Origin of the sequence: Burkholderia diffusa, assembly GCF_001718315.1 — a bacterium.
GTDB lineage: Bacteria > Pseudomonadota > Gammaproteobacteria > Burkholderiales > Burkholderiaceae > Burkholderia > Burkholderia diffusa_B.
This window is the reverse complement of the sequence record NZ_CP013362.1, coordinates 1,956,343-1,973,823: the sequence shown is the minus strand read 5'-3', so window position 1 is coordinate 1,973,823 and position 17,481 is coordinate 1,956,343. Positions and strand designations below refer to the sequence as shown.

Genomic DNA, 17,481 nt, shown 5'->3' with positions numbered 1-17,481 from the left:
AGTCCTGAAAAGCCGCCCCGCAGCGGCTTTTTTCTTGCGCGGCCGCCGCGTCGGGCCGGCCCACCGTACGCATGCGTGACAAAAAAAAGCCGCTCCCGGGAGCGGCCTTTGCATAGGCGACGAGCGCCGGCGTTACTGGATCTTCGCCTGCTGGCGCAGACCTTCCTCGAACGCCTGCAGCTTCTGCTGCACGAGCTGCTGCGCGATCTGCGCCTTCACCTGGTCGAACGGCGGCGGGGCGATATCGCGGACGTCGTCGACGCGGATGATGTGCCAGCCGAACTGCGTCTTCACCGGCGTGTCGGTCATCTGGCCTTTCTGGAGCTTCTGCGCGGCCGCCGCGAATTCCGGCACGTACGCCTTCGGATCGGACCAGTCGAGGTCGCCGCCGTTCTTGCCCGAACCCGGATCCTTCGAGTATTGCTTTGCCAGATCCTCGAACTTCGCGCCGGCCTTGATCTTCGCGATCAGGTCCTTCGCCTGCTGCTCGTTGTCGACGAGGATGTGGTGCAGGTGATACTCGCGGTTGCCGCCGGCACCCTTCACGAGATCGTCGTAGCGCGCCTTCACTTCGGCGTCGGTCGGCTGGTTCTTCTTCAGGAAGCTCTCGATCATCGAGCGCAGCACGACCGTCTGCTGCGCGACGGCGACCTGCGCCTTCACGTCCGGGCGGTTCGGGATGCCTTCGCGGATCGCTTCCTGCATCAGGATTTCGCGATTCACGAGTTCCTGGCGCACGGCTTGTTGCAGCTGCGGGCTGTCGGTCTGGCCCTGCTGGACGAGCTGCGCGACCATCGCATCGGCGCGCGACTTAGGAATCGGCGTGCCGTTGACGACGGCGATGTTCTGGGCAAATGCCGGTGCCGCTGCGAATGCAGCTGCCGCGACCCACAGGCGGGGGGATTTCAGGATCATCGGGAATTCCTGTTGAGACTAGATTGAAGATTCGTTGAATTCTTCGGGCGTATAAGCCACGATCGCGAGCGCATGAATGCCGCGCTGCATCGCATCAGCGAGCGCATCATACACCAGCCGGTGCCGCGCGACGCGCGGCTTGCCCGCGAAGGCGGCCGACACGATCGTCACCGTGTAATGGCCGCCGGCGGCCGCGCCGGCGTGGCCCGCGTGCTGCGCGCTGTCGTCGCGAACCGCGAGCGACAGCGGTGCGAGCGAGGCGGTGAGGCGCGCCTCGATCAGCGCGATGCGTTCGTCGGGCGAGGCGTTGAGGAAAGCGTCGGTCATGTCATTCGTCCTTCAGGTACTTCGTGAGCCACAGGCTCTGCAGGATGATGAACACGACCATCGCGCCCGTCGTGCCGAACAGCTTGAAGTTCACCCACTGCGATTCAGTGTAGTTGTGCACCACGTACAGGTTCGCGACGCCGAGCACCGCGAAGAACAGCGCCCACGCGACGTTCAGCTTGTCCCACACGGGGTGCGGCAGCGTGAGCTGCTTGCCCATCATCTTCTCGATCAGGTTGTTGCCGAACGCATAGCGCGCGGCGAGCAGCCCGATCGCAAACAGCCAGTACAGCACAGTCGGTTTCCATTGAATGAATTTCTCGTCATGCAGGACGAGGGTGGCGCCACCGAAGACGACGATCACGCCGAGGCTGACCCACAGCATCGTGTCGACCTTCCGGTGCCGGAAGGCGACCCACGCGACCTGGGCCAATGTCGCGGCGATCGCGACGGCGGTGGCGGTGAAGATGCCCCAGACCTTGAAGGCGGCGAAAAACAGGATGATCGGAAACAGATCGAACAGGAATTTCATGGCGCTCGCAGCTGCGTGAAAGGCCGCATCGCGCGGCCTTTCACCGTTGTGGGGACCCGCCAGGCGCCACCGTCCGGGATCGGGGCAGCCGCGAAGGCTGTCCGACCGATTCGTCCGGCGCCGCTCATTCGTTTTCGGGTCGGGACTCGAAGTTTAACGCAGCCGAATTGATGCAGTACCGCAAACCGGTCTTGTCGCGCGGGCCGTCCTCGAACACGTGGCCGAGATGCGCGCCGCAATGGTTGCAGCGCACCTCGACGCGCACCATGCCGTGCGAGCGGTCGATCTTCTCGTCGATCACCTCGCCGTTGAGCGGCTTGAAGTAGCTGGGCCAGCCGCAGCCCGAATGGAACTTGGCGCCGGACTCGAACAGCGGCGTGCTGCAGACGACGCATTTGTAGATGCCGGCGTCCTCGGTGTCCGTGTATTCGCCGGTGAAGGCGCGCTCGGTCGCCGCATGCTGCGTGACTTCGTATTGAAGCGGCGTGAGCCGGCGGCGCAGTTCGGCGTCGTCCTTCTGATACGGAAAGGTCTTGTCGTCGGAATCGTGTGACATGTGGAGGTTCTCCTGATTGGTCGGTCGGGTCGTGCGGGTCACGACGAGCAGCTCACTTCGAGCGACCCGGCCCAGTCGGGCGGCAATGCCGCATACGCTTCGTGTTCCGGCTGTTCGTCGAACGGCCGGCGCAGCACCTGCGCGAGTCGCTCGACTTCGGAAAAATCCTTTTCCTTCGCGCGCCGGATCGCGACTTCTGCCAGATGGTTGCGCAGCACGTATTTCGGATTCACGCGATTCATCGCGGCCGCGCGGGCGGCGTCGTCGCGCGTTTCCTCGGACAGCCGCGTGCGATAGCGGTTCGCCCACGCGTCGAAGGCGTCGCGATCGATGAACAGGTCGCGCACCGGCGCGTCGCGGCTCGCGTCGTGTTTCGACAGCTGCGCGAGACGGCGGAACGTCAGCGTGAAGTCCGCGTGGCTCGCGTGCATCGTTTCGAGCAGCTTGTTCGCGAGCTCGGCGTCGTTCTCGCGCTCGAGTTCAAGGCCGAGCTTCGCGCGCATCGCGCGTTCGAGCGAGGGGCCGAAGCGTTCGGGAAACTTCGCGAGCACGGCCTGCGCATCGTCGACCGCGCGCTCGGCGCGCGCATCGTCGTCGGCGATCCCGTGCTGCAGCCCGATCAGCGGCAGGAGCGCCTGCGCGAGGCAGTAACAGTTCCAGTGCGCGATGCGCGGCTGCATCCGGTACGCGTAGCGGCCGCTCGTGTCGGAGTGGTTGCAGATGTGGTTCGCGTCGAACGCGTCGACGAAGCCGAACGGGCCGTAGTCGATCGTCATGCCGAGGATCGACATGTTGTCGGTGTTCATCACGCCGTGGCAGAAGCCGACCGCCTGCCATTGCGCGACGAGGTCGGCGGTGCGCAGCGTCGCGGCTTCGAGCAGCGCGAGGTACGGATCGTCGGCGGCGCGGCACGCCGGATAGAAGCGGTCGATCACGTGATCGGCGAGCTGGCGCAGCAGGTCCGGGCGATCGTTCGAGAAAAAATGCTCGAAATGGCCGAAGCGCACGAAGCTCTCCGAAACACGCGTGACGACGGCTGACGTCTCGATCTCCTCGCGCACCACGGGCTGATCGGAGCCGATCACCGTGAGCGCGCGGGTGGTCGGGATGCCAAGGTGATGCATGGCTTCCGAACACAGGAATTCGCGGATCGACGAACGCAGCACCGCGCGACCGTCGCCCATCCGCGAATACGGCGTGCGGCCGCCGCCCTTGATCTGCAGTTCGTAGCGCCGGCCGTCGGTGCCGGGGAGTTCGCCGATCGTCAGCGCGCGGCCGTCGCCGAGCTGGCCCGCCCACACGCCGAACTGGTGACCGGAATATACCGACGCATACGGCATCGCGCTCGCGGGCCAGTCGCGCGTCGGGTTGCCGGCGAACAGCTCGGCGAATCCGGGCTGCTGGCCAAGCGACACCGGCAGACCGAGCAGGTGCGCGACTTCGTCGGAAAAGCCGACGACGTACGGTGCGGGCAGCGGCGCGGCCGGCAGCCGCGTATGAAACGCGTCGCCGAGCGTGACGAATGCGTCGGCGGCGGGCGCGCCGAGCGTCGCGGCGAGGTCGGGAAGAGTGTCAGCCGTAGCGGCTGCGCTTCGGGAAAACGACATGTTGAGCGCCTCTGGGTAAGCCGATATTGTAAGGCGGCGCCGCGCCGCCCGCATGGCGGCCCGCGCGCCTTGCGCAAGCGCTGTCCGGGCCGTGGACGGGCTGCAGGCTGGCGCACCGCTTCGAGGCTGGTCACCGATTCGCGTCCTTCCGGGAGAACAAGACGATGGGTAAGCCGTTGCTGGGCCAGATGATGGACATGCCGTTGCTGGTGTCGTCGCTGATCGCGCATGCCGCGCGTTACGCGGGCGACACGGAGATCGTGTCGAGGCGCGTGGAAGGCGACCTGCATCGCTACACGTACCGCGACTGCGAGCAGCGCGCGAAGCGGCTCGCGCAGGCGCTCGCGCGTCTCGGCGTCGAATCGGGCGACCGCGTCGGCACGCTTGCCTGGAACGGCTACCGGCATCTGGAGGCGTACTACGGGATCGGCGGGATGGGCGCCGTGTGCCATACGATCAACCCCCGCCTCTTTCCCGAGCAGATCGCCTACATCGTCAATCATGCGGAAGACCGCTTCGTCTGCTTCGACATCAATTTCGCGCCGCTGGTCGATGCGATCGCGCCGCAGTGTCCGCACGTGAAGGGCTGGATCGCGATGACCGACGCCGCGCATCTGCCGTCCGGCGCGACACCGTTCCTGTGCTACGAAACGCTCGTCGAGGCCGAGGACGGCCGCTACGACTGGCCGCGCCTCGACGAGTTGCAGGCGTGCGGCCTGTGCTACACGTCGGGCACGACCGGCAACCCGAAGGGCGTGCTGTATTCGCATCGCTCGACGGTGCTGCACGCATACGGCGCCGCGCTGCCGGACGCGATGAACCTGTCGGCGCTCGACGCCGTGCTGCCCGTCGTGCCGATGTTTCATGTGAACGCGTGGGGGTTGCCGTATGCGGTGCCACTCACGGGAGGCAAGCTCGTGCTGCCCGGCAAGGACCTCGACGGCAAGTCGCTGTACGAACTGATGGAGGCCGAACGCGTGACGTTCTCCGCGGGCGTGCCGACGGTCTGGCTGGGGCTGCTGAACTACATGCGCGAGGCCGGCGTGCGTTTTTCGACGCTGAACCGCACGGTGATCGGTGGCTCCGCGTGCCCGCCCGCGATGCTGCGCACGTTCGAGGACGAATACGGCGTGCGCGTGATCCACGCATGGGGGATGACCGAACTGTCGCCGCTCGGCACGCTCGCGAAGCTGAACTGGGCGCAGTCGCAGCGGCCGCTCGACGTGCAGCGCCGGTTGCTGGAGAAGCAGGGGCGCGTGATCTGCGGTGTCGACATGCGGATCGTCGGCGACGACGGCAACGAATTGCCCTGGGACGGCGTCGCGTTTGGCGAGCTGCAGGTGCGCGGGCCCTGGGTGATCGACCGCTACTTCAGGAGCGATACGTCCCCGCTGTCGGACGGCTGGTTCCCGACCGGCGACGTCGCGACGATCGATCCCGACGGCTTCCTGCAGATCACCGACCGCAGCAAGGACGTGATCAAGTCCGGCGGCGAGTGGATCAGCTCGATCGACATCGAGAATGTCGCGATCGCGCATCCGGGCGTCGCCGAAGCCGCCTGCATTGCCTGCGCACACCCGAAATGGACCGAGCGTCCGCTGCTCGTCGTGGTGCCGCGCGAGGGGGCCAACCTGACGCGCGACGCGCTGCTCGCGTTCTACGAGGGCAAGGTCGCGAAGTGGTGGGTGCCCGACGACGTCGTGTTCGTCGAATCGCTGCCGCACACCGCGACCGGCAAGCTGCAGAAGCTGAAGTTGCGCGAGGCGTTCCGCGACTACGTGTTGCCGACGGCGGTCGGCCACGCGTAAGTTGCAGCTGGCGACGGCCAGCCGCGCGGTCTCCCCGATCCGGCCCCGGATCGGGAAAAAATCAAATTGAACGACCGTGCTTTTTCGTTGTATGCTGCCTCCGTTCGATTCGGACATGCGGCCGTTCGACCGCGCACAATGAAGCGCAGCCACCCCGGCGCGCGATGCATGGAGGCAGGCAGATGGCAGTGGATTACTCGACTCGCGACGGCGTGGCCGTCATCACGCTCAACAATCCGCCCGTCAATGGGCTCGGCCTGTCGACACGCCAGGGCGTCATGGACGCGCTCGATCGCGCCGCGCAGGATCCGTCGATCACGGCGATCGTGCTGACCGGCGCGGGCCGCGCATTCTCGGGCGGCGCCGACATCACCGAATTCAATACGCCGAAGGCCCTGCAGGAACCGACGCTGCACACCGTGATCCGCGCGGTGGAGGCGAGCGCGAAGCCGGTCGTCGCGGCGCTGCACAGCGTCGTGATGGGCGGCGGCCTGGAGCTCGCGCTCGGTGCGCACTATCGCGTCGCGGCGCCGGGCGCGCAGATCGCGCTGCCCGAAGTGAAACTCGGCCTGCTGCCGGGCGCGGGCGGCACGCAACGCCTGCCGCGTGCGGTGGGCCTCGAAACCGCGCTGAACATGATCGTGTCGGGTGCGCCGGTGCCGTCGGCGCAGCTCGCGACGAGCGGGCTGTTCGACGAGATGGCCGACGGCGACCTGCTCGACGCGGCCGTCGCGTTCGCGCGCAAGGTCGGTGTGCAGAAAGGGCCCCATCCGCGGGTGCGGGATCGCAAGATCGTGCATGAGAACGCGGCGGGGTTCATCCAGTTCGCGCGCAATTCCGCGCGGGCCGCCGCGCCGAATTTCCCCGCGCCGCACAAGTGCATCGACGCTATCGAGGCCGGCGTGCTGAACGGCTTCGACAAGGGCAGCGTCGCCGAGCGCGACGGTTTCGTCGCGCTGATGATGACGCCGGAAAGCCGCGCGCTGCGGCACGCGTTCTTCGGCGAGCGCGCGGCGAGCAAGATTCCCGACGTGCCGGCCGATACGCCGGTGCGCGAGATCCGCCGCGTCGGCGTGATCGGCGCGGGCACGATGGGCGGCGGGATCGCGATGAACTTCATCAACGCGGGCCTGCCCGTCACGCTGCTCGAGACGAAGCAGGACGCGCTCGACCGCGGGCTGGCCACGATCCGCAAGAACTACGACGCGCAGGTGAAGAAGGGCAAGCTTACGCAGCAGAAGCTCGACGCGCGTATGGCGCTGATCACGCCGACGCTGTCCTACGACGACCTGAAGGATGCGGACCTGATCGTCGAGGCCGTGTTCGAGGAACTCGGCGTGAAGGAGCAGGTGTTCGGCCGGCTCGATGCGGTGGCGAAGGCCGGCGCGATCCTCGCATCGAACACGTCGACGCTCGAAATCGACAAGATCGCCGCATTCACGAAGCGGCCGCAGGACGTGGTCGGCATGCACTTCTTCAGCCCCGCCAACGTGATGAAGCTGCTCGAGGTCGTGCGCGGCGCGCAGACCGCGAAGGACGTGCTCGCCACGGTGATGGCGGTGGCCAAGAAGATCCGCAAGACGGCGGTCGTGTCGGGTGTGTGCGACGGCTTCATCGGCAACCGGATGATCGAGCAATACATCCGTCAGGCACTCTTCATGCTCGAGGAAGGCGCGCTGCCCGCGCAGGTCGATCGCGCGATCGAGAAGTTCGGTTTCGCGATGGGCCCGTTCCGGATGAGCGACCTCGCCGGCAACGACATCGGCTGGGCGATCCGCAAGCGCCGCTACGTCGAGCAGCCCGATCTGCATTACTCGAAGATCGCCGACCGTCTGTGCGAACAGGGACGCTTCGGCCAGAAGACGGGCGGCGGCTGGTACGACTACGTGCCGGGCGAGCGCAAGGCGAAGCCGTCGGCGCTCGTCGACGAGATGGTCGTCGCGTATTCGAAGGAGCGCGGCGTCGAGCGGCGCAAGATCGGCGATGACGAGATCGTCGAGCGGCTGGTGTTCGCGCTCGTCAACGAAGGCGCGAAGATCCTCGAGGAGAAGATCGCGTCGAAGGCGTCCGACATCGACATGGTCTATCTGACCGGCTACGGCTTCCCGCTGTGGCGCGGCGGCCCGATGCTGTATGCGGACATGGTCGGCCTCTACAACGTCGAGCGCGCGATTCGCCGTTATGCGGCCGCGCCGAACGGCGACGCGTGGCAGCTCGCATCGTCGATCGTGGAACTGGCAAAGGCCGGACGCGGGTTCAACGGCTGACGCCGTGCGTGACGGCGCGGCCCGGCTTGCAAGGAGAAACACAATGAAACGCACTGACGACGTGTTGCTCGTGATCGACGTGCAGTACGACTTCATGCCGGGCGGCGCACTCGCGGTGCCGGACGGCGACGCGGTCGTGCCGGTGATCAACGCGCTCGCGCGACGCTTCGACCAGGTCGTGCTGACGCAGGACTGGCACCCGCGCGAGCACGTATCGTTCGCGGCGAATCACCCGGGGCGCGAGCCGTTCTCGATGCTCGCGCTGTCGTACGGCGAGCAGGTGCTGTGGCCCGTGCATTGCGTGCAGGACACCGAAGGCGCGGCGCTGCATCGCGACCTCGACGTCCCGCATGCGAGGCTCGTGATCCGCAAGGGCGGCGACGCGCAGGTCGACAGCTATTCCGCGTTCGTCGAAGCCGATCGCACGACGCGCACGGGGCTCGCCGGCTATCTGCGCGAGCTCGGCGCGAAGCGCGTGTGGTGTTGCGGGCTCGCGACCGACTATTGCGTCGCGTGGTCCGCGCTCGATGCGCGCGCGGCCGGCTTCGAGGCCGCCGTGATCAACGATGCGTGCCGTGCGATCGACCTGAACGGGTCGCTCGCGCACGCATGGCAACAGATGCAGGCTGCGGGCGTCGCACATGTGACGTCCGCGGGCGCGCGCCCGACGGCGTAGCGCATTCCCATCCGATTCAGGACATGAAGCAGGACCGAAGGAGACTCGCATGACCGAAGCCGTAATCGTATCGACCGCCCGCACGCCGCTCGCGAAATCGTGGCGTGGCGCATTCAACATGACGCACGGCGCGACGCTCGGCGGCCACGTGGTCGCGGCCGCGCTCGAACGCGCGAAGCTCGACCCCGCGCGCATCGAGGACGTGATGATGGGCTGCGCGAACCCTGAAGGCGCGACCGGCGCGAACATCGCACGGCAGATCGCGCTGCGCGCGGGGTTGCCGGTGAGCGTGCCGGGGATGACGGTGAACCGTTTCTGTTCATCAGGGCTGCAGACCATTGCGCTCGCCGCGCAGCGGATCATCGCGGGCGAGGGCGACGTGTACGTCGCGGGCGGGGTCGAATCGATCTCGTGCGTGCAGAACGAGATGAACCGGCACATGATCCAGGAGAGCTGGCTCGTCGATCACAAGCCCGAGATCTACTGGAACATGCTGCAGACGGCGGAAAACGTCGCGAAGCGCTACGGGATCGCGAAGGAGCGGCAGGACGAGTACGGCGTGCAGTCGCAACTGCGCGCCGCGGCCGCGCAGGAAGCAGGGCGCTTCGACGACGAGATCGTGCCGATCACCGTTCGCGCGGGCATTGCCGACAAGGCGACGGGCCGGCTGTTCACGCAGGAGGTGACGGTATCGGCAGACGAAGGCATCCGGCCCGACACGACGCTCGACGGCGTGTCGAAGATCCGTTCCGCCGTGCCGGGCGGCGTGATCACCGCGGGCAACGCGAGCCAGTTCTCGGACGGCGCGTCGGCGTGCGTGGTGATGAACGCGGATGTGGCCCAGCGCGAAGGGCTGCAGCCGCTCGGCGTGTTCCGCGGTTTCGCGGTCGCCGGCTGCGAGCCGGACGAGATGGGCATCGGCCCGGTGTTCGCGGTGCCGAAGCTGCTGAAGCAGGCGGGGCTGAAGGTAGACGACATTGGCCTGTGGGAGCTGAACGAAGCGTTCGCGGTACAGGTGCTGTACTGCCGCGATACGCTCGGGATTCCTGATGACAGGCTGAACGTGAACGGCGGCGCGATCGCGGTCGGCCACCCGTATGGCGTGTCGGGTGCGCGCCTGACGGGCCATGCGTTGATCGAAGGCAAGCGGCGCGGCGTGAAGTACGTGGTCGTCACGATGTGCATCGGCGGCGGGCAGGGTGCCGCCGGGCTGTTCGAAATCGTCTGATTTTTGCTTGCCGGCCGACGGCCGCCGCTTGCATTGACGCAAGCTGCGGCCGTCGCATGTGATTCGAAAGGATCGGGAAGCAAACGGCGCCGGTTCGATGCTGCCGTTTCCCCTTACTTGTCAAACGAATTGCCGCACCTATACTTGCTCTGACATTTGCCTTTCGGCGGGATGGGGCAACGCGTGCGTCGCACCGGCGTACGTGATGCGTTTCCGGTAGCCGGCGCAGTCGATGCATCGCGCGCATTCGGCACCGTGAACGTTCGAACCACGCAGCAGACCGAACGGGGACCGAATTGAGCACGACCTATGCAGCCGGGGAACCGCCGCGTGTCGTCACCGCGGCCGCGAAGCTCTATGCGAAATGCCTGCTGGTCGGTTTCGCATTGCTGCCAGCCTATCTGATTGCCTATCTGTGGATCTTCAGCGACCCGCACGTCGTGTTCGAGAGCCACGCTTTCCATGAAATCGCGATCGCGGCCGCGACCCTCGAAGGTGCATTCGTCACCTACGTGACGTGGGTGTGCTACCGATCGTCCGGCGAGCCACTGCTGCGCTGGCTGACACTTGGCTTTCTGGGTTTCGCGATGATCTATGCGCTGCACGGTCTCTTCACCGGCATGGCGCATCACAACATCTGGCTGTTCCTGCTGTACGGGCCCGCATCGCGCCTCGTGATGTCGATCCTGCTGCTGACGGGCCTGCTGTCGTACTCGCAGCCGCCCGATCGGGTCGAGAAGCGTACGCGCGCGCGAACGTGGCTGCCGTGGATCGTGTTGTTCGTGGCCGTCAACGCGGCGGTCGCCTACATCGCGTATTCGCCGGTCGCGGGCGCGCTGGGCACGCGACTGTCGATGGAAGGCGGCGCGCTGGTGTTTTCGCTGCTCAACGTCGGCGTGCTGCTCGCGCGGCGCATCCGTTCGCCGTTGATGGTGATCTACGGCGTGTCGATCATGGCGTTCGCGCTGTCGTCGCTCGCGTTCATCCTCGGCAAGCCCTGGAATCACATGTGGTGGCTCGCGCATGCGATCTTCGCGGGCGGTTTCTTCCTGCTCAGCTACGGTGTCGTGCAGGCGCTGCAGACGACGCGCTCGTTCTCGGCGATCTACAGCCAGGAAGACCTGATGAGCCGGCTGTCGGAATCGATGGCGCGCACCGAGAGTGCACTGCAGGAGTTGCGCCGCACGAACCAGAAGCTCGAATACATGGCTGCGACTGATCCGATGACGGGCGCGTCGAACCGCCGCCAGTTCATCGCGCAGGTCGAGCGCGAGATCGTGCGCGCGGAGCGCGACGGCACGCCGTTTTGTCTGCTCGCGCTGGATCTCGACAACTTCAAGAACATCAACGACGCGTACGGGCACCAGATCGGCGACGAGGTGCTGCGCGGCGTCGTGCGCCAGTGTCTCGAGGCGATTCGTCCGGCCGGAGCGCTCGCGCGGGTCGGCGGCGAGGAGTTCATGGCGCTGTTGCCCGAGATGCCGCTCGAAGGCGCGCGCATGACGGCCGAGCGCGTGCGTTCGTCGATCGCGAGTTCGCCGTTCGGGCTGGATTTCAAACGCGTGCAGGTGACGGTCAGCGTCGGCGTCGCGCAGTACGGTGTCGACGGGAGCACGGTCGATGCGTTGCTGCGGGCGGTCGACGAGCGGCTGTACCAGGCGAAGCGCGACGGGCGCAATCGCGTGGTCGCGCACTGACGAGCGGCGGCCGCGGATTCGATGACGCGGCGCGCGGGGCCGCCACGCTATGGCGCGACGCGAGGTATGTCCGTCTCGCATGTGCCCAGAATGAGGCCCCGCACGAGCATGAGCGTGCGGGGCTTTCGTTTCACTGGCGTCGGCTATCGCGACGCGATGGCCGACGCACGCTCCGGCTGCGCGTCCTGCATCCGCTGCGACGCCTGCCACCAGTACTTGCCCGTGCGCAGTTGCGGATCGCGAATCGCGAGATACGTCGTGCTCCACAGCTGCGCCGCGTTGGCCTCGGTCGCATCTGCGCTGCGCGTGCCGAATGCATCGGTCTGGTACTGGCCGTTCACATACGACCAAGTCCACATTTCGGATGTGCGCATGTCGCGTCCGTTCGAGATCACCTGCCAGATCGTCTGCCGTGCCTGCGTCAGCAGTGTGCGCGTCGTGTCGGATAGATCCTGGCGCGCGAGCTGGCGGTCGAGCCCGGCGACCCACATCGCCTGCTGCCACGACCAGATCACCGTGCCGTGATAGGCGGAACTGGTGAACTTGGGCCACAGCGCCTGATTCGCATACGCGGGGTTCGCGATCAGCATCCCGGCATCGGTGACGAGCCCGGTCGGGAACGGCCGCGTGACGTCGGTGACGATCCGCTGGAGCTGGTCGTCCGGCGGTGTGCCGAACAACAGCGCGAAGCCGCCGTCGGAATTCATCACGGGGATCGGCGTGCCTTGCTGGTCGAGCGACAGCGCGTAGAACGTCAGCGGCGCGTTCGGCGCGGTGCCGGCCGGCACACCGGCGGACGGCGCATAGGCCGACACGTCGGTCGCCGCCTGCGCGGCCGGCACGCTCACCTGGAACAGCGGTGGCGCCTGCTGCTCCCAGGTAGCCGCCTCGGCCGCCGTGTTCGCGAGCGTCGCACGTTGCCCGGCGTCCAGGTAAGGATCAAGCAGGCCGTGCGCGAGAAACGCATTCGCCGCGCGCAGCGCGGCCGGCACGAGCACCGCATTCACGTCGTACGGATAGACGCCGCCGCCGAGCCCGTCGGTGCTGTCGCGCCAGTTGCCGACGATCTCGCCGGGTCGCAGGTGGATCAGGTTCGCGACCGACGGCTGCTGCGCGAATGGCTGCGCGGTCGCCGCGACGTGCAGCAGGTTGACGACGAGCCGGCTGCCGTTCGTCTGACCGTCGCCGCCGCGTTGCGCGAGATACGCGGCCGCGCGCGCCTGACCGCGCGGGTCGTCGATCAGCCAGGCCGCCGCGATCGGCGCGAGCAGGTAGTCGCTGTCGATCATCTTGTAATCGTAGGTCGGCGTTGCATCGTTCGGCCGGCCGTGCTTTGCGTTGTCGACGAGCGCGAATTCGCCGATGCCTTCCTCGTGCGCGACCTTGCCGTCGTTCGACAGGCGACTCAGCACCGACGTCAGGCCGGCCTCGATCGCCGCCGGCTCGAGCACCGGCATCAGCATGCGCACGGAGATCAGCGTGTCGCGGCCGAAGTAGGTGTCGTATTGCCACGAGCCAGCCAGCAGCTTGTCGTGGAAGCTCAGGAATTCGAGTACGTTCTGGCTGACCGGGTCGGGATTCACGGACGGCGCAAGCAGGTCCGCGCGCAGGATCGGCGACAACGGCGTCTCGCCCGACAGCGCGTCGACGTGCAGTTTCAGCGTACGCGCGCCGGCTGCCGCGCGCAGCACGAGCTTGCCGCCCGCGGCTGTCGTGACGCTGCCGCCATCGCGCAGCGTGATGCGCAGCATCTGGCCGGGCGCGCCATCGATCCGGTCGCGCTGCCATTGCGCGGTGCTGCCCAGGATCGACGGGGCGGTGACGATTTCCGGCGGAATCGTCGCGCCGCCGTTGAAGTCGCGCAGGAAGCGCACGTTACCCAGCAGGCCCTGGCGGATCGTCAGCGTGTCGGTGTCGACCGACACGTCAGCGCCGATGCCGTACAGCGGGCGACCGTGCGTATCGGGCGCCGACAGCGCGGACGGCGGCGTGCCGAGGCTCCAGTTCACCGGCTGGGCGGTGTCGTCGAACCACAGCCCGGTTCCGCTGTTGCCGGCCGGAAACACCACGAGCAGACGCGGTTTCGTCGACGAGCGCACCAGCAGGTGCGCGGCTACCTTGTCCTGCCGGTAGAACGCGTTGATCTGCCCGCCGGTGTCCATACGGAACGACAGGGCGGCGCTGTTCGACGGCGTACCGCCCGACTGCACGTCATTGTCGTTGCAGGCTGAAAGCAGGCCGGCGCAGACGAATCCGAGACACAGCGATTTCGTGAAGCGGTGCATGTTCATGACGACCCTCCTGATGCATGTGCTTTTTTATCGGAATGCCTGGGTGAGCGGACGGCTTGATTCGCTTTGTGCTGCGTCGCGGGCATTCTGAAAATGCCCGGAATTAATCGTGGTGTGATGCCCGGGGCGAATTGAACGGCTTTTAATCGATTGAACGATGAATGCCGAAAAGTGAAGGCAAAAGGACGCGCCGCCCGGTGTGATGCGGGCGCAGTCAGTTGAGAACGTTGTCGTACCTGCGAACGGCGCCGTTCGCAGGTGCTGAAGGCTCAGACGAAATATGTTGTATGGGATTCTAAATTTCGATGAAAGTAAAAGTCAATGCTGTTTGCGGATTTTTTAATATTCAATTGCTTTTTAAATTGCAATTATTACTCGGTGAATCGGTAAAAGCTGCGATTGTGAAAATATCGATAACGAATCCGGATAACGATCGATCGAATGGTTGGCGATGGCACTTCAATCCGGCGATCCGCGGATTGATGCCGGATCGGAGTTGAGTTGTCGAGAGCATGAAGCCGGGCGATACGGCCGAGCAATACGCGTTCCTGTCATTCGGCTGCAAACGGATGTCGTTGCCGCTTCGGGACGACCTATGGGGGCTGTCATGAGGTGGCGTTACCTGACGACGGAACTGCGGTCGGTTTTCGATGTGATCGCCTTCGATCGCCGGTATTCACGTGATATCGTCGCGAAGAGACAAAAGCATCCACCGTTCATTCCGTTTGGGGGGGGCGACATGCGTCTAGCTGATTTCATCGTTTGGAACATGGAACCGATCCTGGTGCAGTGGGAAGCGTTCGCTGCCACGCTGCTACCGGCTGCGAAAAGCATGGACTCGCGAGGGCTACGCGACCACGCGCGCCAGATCCTGGAGGCCGTGGCCAAAGACCTACGTACCCCGCAAACAAGGGAAGAGCAACACGACAAATCGCTTGGGCGCGCTCGCGAACCGGCGAACGCCAACGAGACGGCGGCGCAGACGCATGCCGTTCTGCGCGCCCGACGAGGCTTCAACATCAATCAGTTGGCGGCCGAGTATCGGGCTCTGCGTGCCAGCGTGCTGCGCTTGTGGATCGACGAGTGCCAGCCGAGCGCACCGCACTTGGATGACATGATTCGCTTCAATGAGGCGATCGACCAGGCGCTCGCAGAATCAGTTGCTTTTTTTACCGCGCAGGTCGAGCAGGCTCGCGACTTGTTGCTGGGTATGCTGGGTCACGACATGCGCACGCCGCTGCAGACCATTCAGGTAACGGCCTCGTATCTTTCGGCGCTCAACGCGGGCGAGGAAATATCGGAGGCCGCGGCCCGGCTGATCAGGAGTGGTGGCCGCATGCAAGGTCTCCTCGACGATCTCTGCGATTTCAATCGGACCCAGCTCGGGTTAGGCATCAGCATTGTTCCTCGCAATACGGATCTCGCTCATGTCCTCACGAATGTGGTCGATGAATTGCGAGCCGTTCATCCGAATCGTGAGATCAAGGTTGACACGAGGGGCGACCTACGGGGCGACTGGGATGATCAGCGGCTGCAGCAACTCCTGAGTAATCTGGTGAGCAACGCCGTCAAGTACGGTGCGCCCGATACGCCGGTGCGGGTGGCGGTAACGTCGGACGACACAGAGGTGCATATCGAGGTGGGGAATGGCGGGGCTGCCATCGATCCGCTCGTGCTCGACCGTATCTTCGACCCGCTTCAGCGTGGAGTCGACCAATCGGAAAGAACCGATGAGGATGTTGGATTGGGGCTCGGCTTATACATCGCCAGCGAGATTACTAAAGCACACCACGGCCGAATTGACGCGCGCTCCGATCAGACTGAAACGGTATTCGCGGTGCACCTGCCAAGAGGTGAGGGAAGTGAGCGTTCCTGAGCCCGCGTCTCCGATCGCGGAAGTACTTGGTTATGGCACGAGCGCCGACGCACACCACATGACGTCTCCGCCCGATGACGGCGCGGGCGGGCGGCGCGCGATGGAGCTGGCTATCCGGCAAGCGAATCTTGAACCCGGAATGATCGGGCACTTGAACGCACACGCGACATCCACACCCGTAGGCGACATCAGCGAACTCGCGGCCATCAAGGCGATATTCGGTACAGGTCGAGGTCCCGCCGTATCAGCCACCAAGTCGTCGACAGGCCATTTGCTTGGGGCAGCCGGCGGCGTAGAAGCCATTTTCACCGCGCTCGCACTGCGCGATCAGCTCGCGCCTCCTACGCTCAATTTGGCGCAGCCGGATTCGGCGGCGGAAGGCATCGACATCGTCGGCGGATCGCCCCGCAAGATATCGACGGAATACGCGATCTCGAATGGTTTTGGTTTTGGGGTGTCAATGCCAGCCTGGTGTTTCGTGGACTTTGATTCTGCAATCCCTCCTTCGAGCTCGCGGGCATCGTCACGCGCTGCACGTGCGGCTTGGAGGCTGATCTTTGGATATTCGCCGATCGCGCAGAGATTCTCCTTCCCGGCAATTCGGTACTTGTAGTGCCGGAACTTGGAGCCGGACGGCTTCGCCAACAGATACAGTCCATTGCCGTCGGTAAGTTTGGTAGGCTTGTTGCCTGCCTGCGCTTGTCGGATCTTGATGTCGGTGAGTGGCGCGGTGAAAAAGGGGGTATCGTCTTTGGATTGTCGAAATGAATACCCCCTTTTCCACCCCTTTTTTTCTCGGCTGGACATGATTTCCGGCGAACCCAAGCGAACGGTGGAAGGGTGTTGAACGCACAACCGGCAAGGCGTTTGCGCCAATCGCCGAACCAACACGAACAGGAGCGAACGAAGTGATCAGACATATCGTCATGTGGAAGCTGAAGGAATCGGCGGAAGGCGGTACGCGCGCGCAGAACGCGCTGAAGCTGAAGGAAAAGCTCGAAGGCTGCCGCGACATCGTGCCGGGCATCCTGCAACTCGACGTCGGCATCGCGACGCCGGGCCTCGAAGCCACGTCGGACGTCGTGCTCGTGTCCGATTTCACGGACCGGGCCGCGCTCGATGCGTACCAGGTGCATCCGGTTCACCAGGAGGTGAAGAAATTCGTCGTGGCAGTGGCGGAATCGCGCCAGTGCGTCGACTACCTGTCCGACAGCGCACGATGAGCGACGCGGCATCCCCGACGGATGGCCCGTCGATCGAAAGCCCGTTCGTCGACTTGCTCGGCGTGCGGCTCGTGTCCGCGAAGGATGGGGCGAGCGAGATCGTGCTGCCGCTCGACGAGCGGCACATGAACACCTGGAGCATCGCGCACGGCGGTGTGACGATGACGCTGTCGGACATTGCGCTCGCGATGGCCGCCCGCAGCCTGACCGACGACGGCGTCGGCGTCGTCACGGTCGAGATGAAGGTGAATTTCATGCAGCCCGGGCGCGGCGAGTTGCGCGCATACGGACGCGTGATGCATCGTTCTACGACGATGGCGTACTGCGAAGGCGAAGTGCGCGACAGCGACGGCAACTTCGTCGCGAAGGCGCTCGGCACGTTCAAGTACATGCGGCGTCTCGCGGTGGGGCGCGACATCAAGCGGCAACGCACGCGTACGGCGCCGGATGCCCAGCCCGGCCCGAGCGACGCGTAAGC

General features: G+C 65.4%; 15 protein-coding genes and 1 pseudogene. 9 read left to right on the top strand and 7 right to left on the bottom strand.

Annotation, left to right across the window (positions count from 1 at the left end):
* Nucleotides 1–132 precede the first annotated feature (132 nt).
* The 5 genes from WI26_RS09095 to WI26_RS09075 all read right to left on the bottom strand — a co-directional run bounded on the left by WI26_RS09095 (nt 133) and on the right by WI26_RS09075 (nt 3,937).
* Nucleotides 133–915, bottom strand: coding sequence for a peptidylprolyl isomerase (locus WI26_RS09095; RefSeq protein WP_059464331.1), 783 nt, complete (start codon nt 913–915; stop codon nt 133–135).
* 18 nt (nt 916–933) lie between these two features.
* Nucleotides 934–1,242 carry a BolA family protein gene (locus WI26_RS09090; RefSeq protein ID WP_059464332.1) on the bottom strand — a complete coding sequence of 103 codons (309 nt, stop codon included), beginning with the start codon at nt 1,240–1,242 and terminating at the stop codon, nt 934–936.
* Nucleotide 1,243: 1 nt separating this feature from the next.
* Nucleotides 1,244–1,774, bottom strand: coding sequence for a septation protein A (locus tag WI26_RS09085; RefSeq protein WP_059464333.1), 531 nt, complete (start codon nt 1,772–1,774; stop codon nt 1,244–1,246).
* A gap of 124 nt (nt 1,775–1,898) precedes the next feature.
* Nucleotides 1,899–2,330: a peptide-methionine (R)-S-oxide reductase MsrB gene (gene msrB, locus WI26_RS09080; RefSeq protein WP_059464334.1), complete on the bottom strand. Its 432-nt coding sequence runs from the start codon at nt 2,328–2,330 to the stop codon at nt 1,899–1,901.
* A 38-nt stretch (nt 2,331–2,368) separates the two neighbouring features.
* The gene (locus tag WI26_RS09075) at nt 2,369–3,937 is read right to left on the bottom strand and encodes a protein adenylyltransferase SelO (protein WP_069225784.1); all 1,569 of its coding nucleotides are present in this window, start codon (nt 3,935–3,937) and stop codon (nt 2,369–2,371) included.
* A gap of 164 nt (nt 3,938–4,101) precedes the next feature.
* Here WI26_RS09075 and WI26_RS09070 point away from each other — a divergent pair, with 164 nt between their 5' ends.
* The 5 genes from WI26_RS09070 to WI26_RS09050 all read left to right on the top strand — a co-directional run bounded on the left by WI26_RS09070 (nt 4,102) and on the right by WI26_RS09050 (nt 11,613).
* The gene (locus WI26_RS09070) at nt 4,102–5,745 is read left to right on the top strand and encodes a 3-(methylthio)propionyl-CoA ligase (RefSeq protein ID WP_069225783.1); all 1,644 of its coding nucleotides are present in this window, start codon (nt 4,102–4,104) and stop codon (nt 5,743–5,745) included.
* Nucleotides 5,746–5,927: 182 nt separating this feature from the next.
* Entirely contained in the window at nt 5,928–8,012 is a 2,085-nt protein-coding gene (locus WI26_RS09065; RefSeq protein ID WP_069225782.1) for a 3-hydroxyacyl-CoA dehydrogenase NAD-binding domain-containing protein, read from the top strand.
* Between the two features lie 43 nt (nt 8,013–8,055).
* Complete coding sequence (gene pncA, locus WI26_RS09060; protein WP_069225781.1) at nt 8,056–8,688, top strand: bifunctional nicotinamidase/pyrazinamidase; 633 nt, start codon at nt 8,056–8,058, stop codon at nt 8,686–8,688.
* Between the two features lie 49 nt (nt 8,689–8,737).
* Nucleotides 8,738–9,916: an acetyl-CoA C-acyltransferase gene (locus WI26_RS09055; protein ID WP_069225780.1), complete on the top strand. Its 1,179-nt coding sequence runs from the start codon at nt 8,738–8,740 to the stop codon at nt 9,914–9,916.
* A 296-nt stretch (nt 9,917–10,212) separates the two neighbouring features.
* Complete coding sequence (locus WI26_RS09050) at nt 10,213–11,613, top strand: GGDEF domain-containing protein (protein ID WP_059595165.1); 1,401 nt, start codon at nt 10,213–10,215, stop codon at nt 11,611–11,613.
* Between the two features lie 143 nt (nt 11,614–11,756).
* Here the strand turns inward: WI26_RS09050 and WI26_RS09045 are convergent, their stop codons facing one another.
* Nucleotides 11,757–13,898 carry a hypothetical protein gene (locus WI26_RS09045; RefSeq protein WP_069226390.1) on the bottom strand — a complete coding sequence of 714 codons (2,142 nt, stop codon included), beginning with the start codon at nt 13,896–13,898 and terminating at the stop codon, nt 11,757–11,759.
* Between the two features lie 745 nt (nt 13,899–14,643).
* Between WI26_RS09045 and WI26_RS09040 the strand changes: the two genes are divergently transcribed.
* The gene (locus WI26_RS09040; protein ID WP_069226389.1) at nt 14,644–15,780 is read left to right on the top strand and encodes a sensor histidine kinase; all 1,137 of its coding nucleotides are present in this window, start codon (nt 14,644–14,646) and stop codon (nt 15,778–15,780) included.
* Between the two features lie 58 nt (nt 15,781–15,838).
* A pseudogene (locus tag WI26_RS32955) lies at nt 15,839–16,075 on the top strand (beta-ketoacyl-ACP synthase II); the annotation flags it as partial.
* A gap of 32 nt (nt 16,076–16,107) precedes the next feature.
* On the opposite strand, the gene WI26_RS32950 reads toward WI26_RS32955, so the two are convergent.
* Complete coding sequence (locus tag WI26_RS32950; RefSeq protein WP_069225779.1) at nt 16,108–16,587, bottom strand: Arm DNA-binding domain-containing protein; 480 nt, start codon at nt 16,585–16,587, stop codon at nt 16,108–16,110.
* 101 nt (nt 16,588–16,688) lie between these two features.
* Between WI26_RS32950 and WI26_RS09030 the strand changes: the two genes are divergently transcribed.
* A complete protein-coding gene (locus WI26_RS09030) occupies nt 16,689–17,003 on the top strand; it encodes a Dabb family protein (protein ID WP_059464341.1) in 315 nt (104 codons plus the stop codon).
* On the top strand, nt 17,000–17,479 hold the full coding sequence (locus tag WI26_RS09025) for a PaaI family thioesterase (RefSeq protein ID WP_006753420.1): 480 nt from the start codon (nt 17,000–17,002) through the stop codon (nt 17,477–17,479). Before WI26_RS09030 ends, WI26_RS09025 begins: the two co-directional genes overlap by 4 nt.
* Nucleotides 17,480–17,481: the final 2 nt, after the last annotated feature.

Bases quoted from the DNA above. Each gene is read 5' to 3' on its own strand.
- WI26_RS09055 (WP_069225780.1), top strand. From the start codon at position 8,738: ATGACCGAAGCCGTAATCGTATCGACCGCCCGCACGCCGCTCGCGAAA.
- WI26_RS09095 (WP_059464331.1), bottom strand. From the start codon at position 915: ATGATCCTGAAATCCCCCCGCCTGTGGGTCGCGGCAGCTGCATTCGCA.
- WI26_RS09065 (WP_069225782.1), top strand. From the start codon at position 5,928: ATGGCAGTGGATTACTCGACTCGCGACGGCGTGGCCGTCATCACGCTC.
- pncA (WP_069225781.1), top strand. From the start codon at position 8,056: ATGAAACGCACTGACGACGTGTTGCTCGTGATCGACGTGCAGTACGAC.
- WI26_RS09040 (WP_069226389.1), top strand. From the start codon at position 14,644: ATGCGTCTAGCTGATTTCATCGTTTGGAACATGGAACCGATCCTGGTG.
- WI26_RS09075 (WP_069225784.1), bottom strand. From the start codon at position 3,937: ATGTCGTTTTCCCGAAGCGCAGCCGCTACGGCTGACACTCTTCCCGAC.
- WI26_RS32950 (WP_069225779.1), bottom strand. From the start codon at position 16,587: ATGTCCAGCCGAGAAAAAAAGGGGTGGAAAAGGGGGTATTCATTTCGA.
- WI26_RS09025 (WP_006753420.1), top strand. From the start codon at position 17,000: ATGAGCGACGCGGCATCCCCGACGGATGGCCCGTCGATCGAAAGCCCG.
- WI26_RS09070 (WP_069225783.1), top strand. From the start codon at position 4,102: ATGGGTAAGCCGTTGCTGGGCCAGATGATGGACATGCCGTTGCTGGTG.
- WI26_RS09045 (WP_069226390.1), bottom strand. From the start codon at position 13,898: ATGCACCGCTTCACGAAATCGCTGTGTCTCGGATTCGTCTGCGCCGGC.
- WI26_RS09090 (WP_059464332.1), bottom strand. From the start codon at position 1,242: ATGACCGACGCTTTCCTCAACGCCTCGCCCGACGAACGCATCGCGCTG.
- msrB (WP_059464334.1), bottom strand. From the start codon at position 2,330: ATGTCACACGATTCCGACGACAAGACCTTTCCGTATCAGAAGGACGAC.
- WI26_RS09085 (WP_059464333.1), bottom strand. From the start codon at position 1,774: ATGAAATTCCTGTTCGATCTGTTTCCGATCATCCTGTTTTTCGCCGCC.